Consider the following 7,495-nt stretch of genomic DNA (forward strand, 5'->3'; position numbering starts at 1 on the left):
AAAACTTACAGGACACCCAGAAAAATAGCCTGATTTTATGCATGGATAAATTTCTGGGTGTCCTGAAGTCACTCTTCCTGAAGTCACTGAAGCCGCCTCTTTTTGACGTTTGAAAATATGACAGCAGCTTAAAAGCAGACTATTGTCAGATAATAAACATATTTAAAGGAATTATTGCTATGCCTGCCCTATTGGAAACCGCCGATCAGGCTTTGCCAGTCACCCGGCTGGCCCGTCAGTTCAAACTGTATCTGGATAGGATTTGCAACCGGGAGCAGGATAAATACGTGGTAATGCGGAACAATGAACCGGTGGCAGTGTTGCTCAGTGTTGAACAGTTTGAGGCGATGGTAAATGAACTGGAGGATTTACGAATTGAGGCCGTAGCCCGGGAGCGGCTGGCGAATTTTGACGGTAAAACCACAATCAGCCATGAAGAGATGATAAAGGAATTTAAGGATTGAATGTGGTCTGGAAAATTGAGTACCTTCCCCAGGTAAAAGACGATCTGAAAATTATGGGGAATGCTGAAGCCCGCAGAATCCTGAAAATCATTGAAAACAGGATGGCACATGGCGAGCCGGAAAAATCAGGAAAACCATTAAGTGGCACATTGTCAGGGCTTCGCAGAATACGAACCGGTAACACGCGGATAGTGTATGAGGTCAATAAAGGAAAAATCCGGATTCTAATTGTGGCCGTTGGTATGCGTCGTGACAGTGAGGTTTATAAACTGGCAGAAAAGCGGGTGAAGGGATGACAATAGTTGAAAGGTATAGGTTCCCACCAGCAGTTCCCGATGATGATACGCCGTTTTTTATTTAAGAATGGAGATGATACAAAAATGATGCAACGGGCAATAGTGATTGGTGGAAGTGTCGCAGGATTGATGGCAGCGAAAACCCTGTCGCCGTTTTTTAAGGAAGTCATCATTCTTGAAAAAGACCCGTTAGATAGTGACAGCGGTCTCCATAAAGGTGCCGGTCAGGGTTCGCACTCCCATGTATTACTGCCCAGCGGTATTGAGCTGCTGGAGCAACTCTTTGGAACACCCCGGTTCAACCTCAGGGAGTATGGCATCTACCCTGCCGATGCAGCCGAAGAGCTGAAATGGTTTCAGTTTGGTGTCTGGAAAAAGCGGTTCCACTCCGGGGTGGATATGGGCTGGTGCCACCGTTCACAGTTTGAATGGCAGGTTCGTCAAACGGTCATATCAGTGAGCAATATTCAATTGCAAACCGGCTCCCGGGTGCTTGGGCTGGTCGTGTCTGAGGATGGCAGGCGAATCAAAGGTGTCCATTACCAGGCAACACTTAATAAAGACGCTACTCAGATGCTGGAAGCCGACCTGATCATTGATGCGGCAGGCCGGGGTACCCACACACCCAAATGGCTCAGTGAAGCCAGCATCGCCAGCGTCACGGAAGATGAGGTCAGAGCACAAATCTCCTACACCACCCGAAAATTCCAGATCCCGGAAAGCCTCACGGACTCACTGGACTGGAAGGTACTGGCTATCTATCCAGAGCCCCCCAACGTCAAGCGAGGAGGAATGATATACCCCCTCGGCAACGGCGAATGGATGACCACCCTGGTGGGTTTCAACGGTGAAGTCGCTACCCTGGAGATGGCAGGGTTTATGGACTATGCACAATCACTGCCACAGCCTGACCTTTATGAAGTGCTCAAGCAGGGAACACCCATCGGTGAACCACTGAACTACCGGATTCCTGGTAGCCTTTGGCGCCGCTATGATCGTATTAAACAGTGGCCGGGTAATTTTCTGGTGGTGGGTGATGCCGTCTGCAGTTTTAATCCCATCTATGGTCAGGGCGTTACCATGGCATTAAAAGATCTGCAAAAACTCAAGGTTCTGCTCGAGCAACAGGAAACCGACTTTACCCCTGCCACCATGGCACGCCTGCAGAAACAGATCGGTCAGGGAAAGATCATCCCCTGGCTGATGGCCGCCAGTCCGGACTTTATGTACCCGGGAACCAGGGGTAAAAAACCGGTGGGGATCAGCATGATGAACAGTTACATCAAAACCATTATGAAACTGGCGGGTAAAGATCAGGATATTCATCAGCGGTTTATTGAAACGTTTACCTTTTTGAAAAGCCCAATGGTTTTGATGACACCTGGCATTATAAGCAAAGTGATTAGGCAGAAGTTATCTGGATAACGGCATGAAATTTAAACCTGTGGAAAGCCGTACAGAGTCAAAACACACGTAAAATGAAAGACCCGACCCCAAACTTTCTCGATCTGTGGGAAAGTCGAGAATACCCCGATTTATCGAAACACTCAGTCAAACAATAGTGACAGAGGGCTTTATTACACCGGGGGCATTTTCCCATTAACACTTATTGATCAGAAACACCCAATACGCCTGGACAGGCGGCTAAGACTTTTTCTCATCATAAAGCCAATCATGCATAGCTCGGCATTCATGCCTGATATCTCTCAAGATGTTTTTTGATTCATCTTCTACAGAAGATTTTCCTGTCATTTTAATCTCGTGATAGGCCACCACGCTATCAATCACACCGCTCATGGTAAGGGACGCTCCTACAACAACCAGTGAGAACGGATTCAAAAGTGCAACTGTCGTCACTAATGATCCAACCACGCCAATAGCCTGACCAGGAAGCCAGCCGATATTAGCGCCAGTATGGAAGCCTTTTATTACATAATCTGAAAGTGGTCGTGTTGATTTCTGGCACAAGCCAAGTTTAGCTCCGATGGATTTTGCTAACTTAATCGTTCCACCTCCAACAGCACCTACAACAGCACCACCCGCACCACACACTGCCTCAGTGCTTAAACTAAAGACATGATATAAAACATACGGTATGGCAACCGCTGTTTTGTATACTCTTCTGCCAAAGCACTTTGCGGCTCTACCTAATGCATTGAAAGTCGAGTTATCTTGAATTGGTCGAGCAGCGCCTGGATTGATTTCTGTAGCCTGCATTTTCATGTCACCTCCATTATGAGCATTTTTTATTGATTTGGACGTTGCCTGGTTACTATTTACTCGCATCAAAGAAACCCTCTTCAATTATGAGTAAAAAGTAACCAAAGCTTATACAAAGAACGTTAATTTATTCTGAATTTCATCTGAAAATCTCAACCAATATAATCAAATAGATTGATATCCTTCTATAACAAGCATGTTAGTTCAGCTAACTTTTTTAAACTTCATTGAATACCTCTTTTTTTGAACAACTTCCCGGCGCGACAGCACTTTATGATGACTGGCGAAAACATACGGGTGCTGCAAAGGATCCTCGGTCATTCCGACATTAAGGGAAGTGGCATTGTAGAAAGTACCAGACCTCCGTCATTCCCGCCTTCGCGGGAAAGACGGAGGGGGGTAGAAATCGGCATTTTCAACCTTTGCGACAGGCTCGAAGGCGAGAACCTACCACGCAGTGGATCCCCGCCTGCGCGGGGATGACGACAATGTGTCGGTATGGGTTCTAACGCTTTCCTGCACTAGGACGCCAATAAATCCAAAGCTACCGCCTCAGCTACTTTAATGCCATCAATCGCCGCCGATAAAATCCCTCCGGCATAACCCGCACCTTCACCCGCTGGATACAAACCCCTGGTATTAATATTTTGAAAATCTTTTCCTCGCTTAATGCATATAGGGGAAGAGGTACGAGTTTCTATGCCCGTCAATACCGCATCATCCATAGCAAAACCTTTAATCTGGTTATCGAAAACAGGAATGGCTTCTCGAATAGCGGCAATTGCAAATTCTGGCAAGGCCTGCGTTAAATCCCCCAAAGTAACTCCAGGTTGATAAGAAGGAGTAACACCGGCTAATTCGGTTGACGGTTTCTTACGAAGAAAATCACCGACCAGCTGCGCTGGGGCGTTGTAATTTCCGCCACCCATTTCATACGCTTTTTTCTCTAATTGAATCTGCAAATCAATACCTGCCAATGCATGTTCTGGATAATCTTTATCCGGCTCAATACCAACAACGATGGCAGAATTTGCATTCCTTTCATTGCGGGAATATTGCGACATACCATTAGTCACAACCTGTCCCTCATCCGAGGTCGCTGCTACCACCGTGCCGCCGGGGCACATGCAAAAACTATAAACACTGCGACCATTTTTACAGTGATGCACCAATTTATAATCCGCCGCACCCAAAATCGGATGCCCTGCAAAGTCGCCAAATCTAGCGCGATCAATAACAGACTGCGGATGCTCAATTCGAAAACCAATTGAAAAAGGTTTTGCTTCAATATAAACGCCCTGATCCAATAACATTTGAAAGGTATCACGGGCACTATGTCCAATCGCCAAAATAATATGGCCAGTATGAATTTTCTCACCGCTATTTAATGTCAAACCGGTAATTTGACCATCAGCCTGACGATGAATAGCTTCCACTTTATTATTAAAACGAACTTCACCGCCTAAGCGAATAATTTCCGCCCGCATATTTTCCACCATTTTTACCAACTTGAAGGTGCCAATATGGGGTTTGCTAACATAAAGTATTTCTTCTGGCGCTCCCGACTTAACAAATTCTGTTAATACTTTTCTACCCAGATGATTTTTATCTTTGACCTGACTGTACAATTTCCCATCGGAGAAAGTACCTGCACCACCTTCACCAAACTGTACATTGGACTCAGTATTCAGTTTTCTCTCTCGCCATAAGCCCCAGGTATCTTTGGTACGCTGCCTGACATCCTGACCGCGCTCTAATACGATGGGTTTTAGCCCCATCTGCGCCAATATCAGGGCAGCCAAAATACCGCAGGGACCAAAACCAATAATGACCGGGCGCTGCTGATCACCCACAGGGAAATGACTGTCGGCCTGTGCGACAAAGCGATAAGAGGTGTCAGGACTCACTCTGACAAAGGATTTACCCGCAAAATTCTCTAACACAGTTTTTTCAGCTGAATCCGTCAACTCAACATCCAACTGATAAATCAGCATGATATTCGATTTTTTACGGGCATCGTAACTACGCTTAAACGTCGAAAGATCAAGCAACTCTTCTGGCTGAATCATCAGCTTCTGAATGACCGCTTTGGTCAATTCATCATCGGTATGATCAAGGGGTAATTTTATTTCGTTAAGTCGAAGCATATAAACCTATATCACTATGAAAATGTGGAGGAGATAGTTATGGATCAATATTTTATGGATTAAAGAAGTCAGAGGCCTTTAGCAAAATAGTCGTAAACCCTCGCCTAAACGGGCGGGGATATAAGACGGGAACGCGGTGAGCGTTCCGCTTGTGTATTTCTTGTCATGGTCTAGAATCTCTCCAGATTTATCAGTAAAACAGTCGTTGACGATAACCAAGCGATGACTGTTTTACAGTGCTACAAGTTAATACAAAATAACCGAGGGGCACCCGGTTACTGCTGATGGAGGCTTCTGTGTAAGTCCAGTTGTTATAAACTGGCAGTAGCCTGTGAAGTCAGAAAGAAGCCTCGCCTTTATGCCCTCGGGTATGATGAGGCGGGGAGTGTCGCCTCCGAATGGTACACCACCCTGCTTATACCCGTCGTACTTGAAGATGCGGGGGTGTTGTCTGTGTTCGCACATCCCAATCACTTAGGAATTGTCCTGAAATAAGATCCACATTTTACTGAAACTTGTAAAAGGCCGCTACTCGCTGCCCGTAAAAGCACAAGCGGCCTGGTTTTTTCGGGTAGCAGGCGTCATCTGGAAAATTTTGGCATGCCTGGTTGCTTGGTGTGAGCTGATATGCGCCCCTAATATACTAAATTCAGTTCTCAAAAACGAAGGTTGTGTCTTGACTGGACTCTGCTGCTAATTTCGCGCGGTCGACCAAAGGGAGTGTTGACTGCGTTCACTCACCTTGGTCATCTGGTTAATCTAAGCTCCCAAGGCTTCGCTCTCTTGTCGCCTAACTGCATCTTCAAATCCTTTGGGTATACAATACAAGCCTTTACTTGTTTTCTACGGTGTTTTTAGACACCAAGGTGTGTACTGTGAATGTTGCAACCAGTCCAGTTCCCAGACAGGCTCGATCGATAAAAACTGTCGAAGCCATTCTGGACGCTGCTGCACGAATTCTGGCGGATAAAGCCTACGAAGGCCTGAACACCAATACCGTTGCCGCAGAAGCCTCCGTTAACAGACAGACATAGACAGACATAATAGGACACCCACAAACTTGACTCTATAAAGGCAGACATAATAGGACACCCACAAACTTGACTCTATAAACAACTCCACTATTTTACTCCTGTGACCATTTCATTCCCTACAGGAGAACCCATGACCAGCCCACGGCGAAATCTGATCGATACGACGAGTACTCGCTACTACCATTGCGTCGCTCGCTGTGTCCGCAGGGCGTGGCTTTGTGGTCAGGATCATCTTTCGGGAAATAACTACGAACATCGCCGCCAGTGGGTGATCGATCGTCTCCAGTTATTGGTGAATATCTTTGCGATTGAAGTCTGTGCCTATGCCATCATGTCCAATCATTACCATGTTGTACTCCACATCAACGCCACTGTAACGAAGCAGTGGTGTGACCGGGAGGTGCTCAAACGCTGGACACAATTATTTAATGGGCCAATGCTGGTTCAGCGTTATCTTGCCGGTGAGATACTGGATGATGCAGAACAAGGCCGGGTTGATGACTACGCGCAACTATACCGGGAGCGTTTGCAAGACATCAGCTGGTTTATGCGCTGCCTTAACGAACATCTGGCCCGCGAAGCCAATCAGGAAGATGGCTGTAAAGGCCGATTCTGGGAAGGTCGTTTCAAAAGCCAGGCCTTGCTGGATGAAGCAGCTATTCTCACTTGCATGGCTTACGTGGACCTTAACCCCATAAGAGTAAAGATGGCCGATACGCCAGAAGCCTCTGACTACACATCCATCCAGCAACGAATAACGCACCTGAATAATAATCTGACTGATAAACAAACCGATCTACAGCTTAAACCTCTGCAATGCCCTGGACAAAACCCCGATGAGTCCATTCCGTTCAGTCGACAATACTATTTTGAATTAGTGGACTGGAGCGGAAGAATACTCAAAGCTGGCAAACGGGGAGCCATACCCGCTGATACGCCTCCCATTCTGACCAGACTGGGTATAGATGAAGAAGAGTGGCTAAAAACCATAGGCTGGAATAATCGTTTCAAACGTGCGGTAGGTAAATTGGCCGCTATGAAAGCCTTCGCTGAAAAGCAAAGACAGCAGTGGTTTCAGGGTGTTCTTGCTTGTCGTCGGTTGTACTCATCGGCACCATTATAAAACTGATTTCTTTACGCCTGATTGATTAAACTGCATTCCGTTGGCGCGTAGTGCTGGTTCAGCCTGTACCAAGCAGAATCCTATCCGTTAGTTTTTATCCAAAAGCTGGATTCACCACCAATAGTAATGTCTGCATCACTTGGATTCAGGGATGATTAATTCTGATGATGATTGATTTATGAGTTTTTATAGCTAATAAATTATTATTGGA

Annotated in this window: 7 protein-coding genes; 5 read left to right on the forward strand and 2 right to left on the reverse strand. The window is 46.2% G+C overall.

From position 1 onward, the window contains the following. The first annotated feature begins 179 nt into the window (after positions 1-179). The 3 genes from RM811_RS04810 (at position 180) to RM811_RS04820 (ending at position 2,185) form a co-directional block, all read left to right on the forward strand. A complete protein-coding gene (locus RM811_RS04810) occupies positions 180-464 on the forward strand; it encodes a type II toxin-antitoxin system prevent-host-death family antitoxin (RefSeq protein WP_402521318.1) in 285 nt (94 codons plus the stop codon). A 2-nt stretch (positions 465-466) separates the two neighbouring features. Then, a complete protein-coding gene (locus tag RM811_RS04815; RefSeq protein ID WP_402521330.1) occupies positions 467-760 on the forward strand; it encodes a type II toxin-antitoxin system RelE/ParE family toxin in 294 nt (97 codons plus the stop codon). 84 nt (positions 761-844) lie between these two features. Continuing rightward, a complete protein-coding gene (locus RM811_RS04820; RefSeq protein ID WP_402521319.1) occupies positions 845-2,185 on the forward strand; it encodes an FAD-dependent monooxygenase in 1,341 nt (446 codons plus the stop codon). Between the two features lie 219 nt (positions 2,186-2,404). On the opposite strand, the gene RM811_RS04825 is transcribed toward RM811_RS04820, so the two are convergent. Both RM811_RS04825 and RM811_RS04830 read right to left on the reverse strand, forming a co-directional pair. Continuing rightward, positions 2,405-3,046 carry a hypothetical protein gene (locus tag RM811_RS04825; protein ID WP_402521321.1) on the reverse strand — a complete coding sequence of 214 codons (642 nt, stop codon included), beginning with the start codon at positions 3,044-3,046 and terminating at the stop codon, positions 2,405-2,407. 455 nt (positions 3,047-3,501) lie between these two features. Then, entirely contained in the window at positions 3,502-5,127 is a 1,626-nt protein-coding gene (locus RM811_RS04830) for an NAD(P)/FAD-dependent oxidoreductase (RefSeq protein ID WP_402521323.1), read from the reverse strand. A gap of 875 nt (positions 5,128-6,002) precedes the next feature. On the opposite strand from RM811_RS04830, the gene RM811_RS04835 reads away from it, so the two are divergent. Both RM811_RS04835 and RM811_RS04840 read left to right on the forward strand, forming a co-directional pair. Further along, the gene (locus RM811_RS04835) at positions 6,003-6,161 is read left to right on the forward strand and encodes a TetR family transcriptional regulator (RefSeq protein ID WP_402521325.1); all 159 of its coding nucleotides are present in this window, start codon (positions 6,003-6,005) and stop codon (positions 6,159-6,161) included. A gap of 130 nt (positions 6,162-6,291) precedes the next feature. Next, positions 6,292-7,284, forward strand: a complete 993-nt coding sequence (locus RM811_RS04840; RefSeq protein WP_402521327.1) for a transposase — start codon at positions 6,292-6,294, stop codon at positions 7,282-7,284. Positions 7,285-7,495 lie beyond the last annotated feature (211 nt).

It is taken from the genome of Endozoicomonas sp., from assembly GCF_031844845.1.
GTDB lineage: Bacteria > Pseudomonadota > Gammaproteobacteria > Pseudomonadales > Endozoicomonadaceae > Endozoicomonas.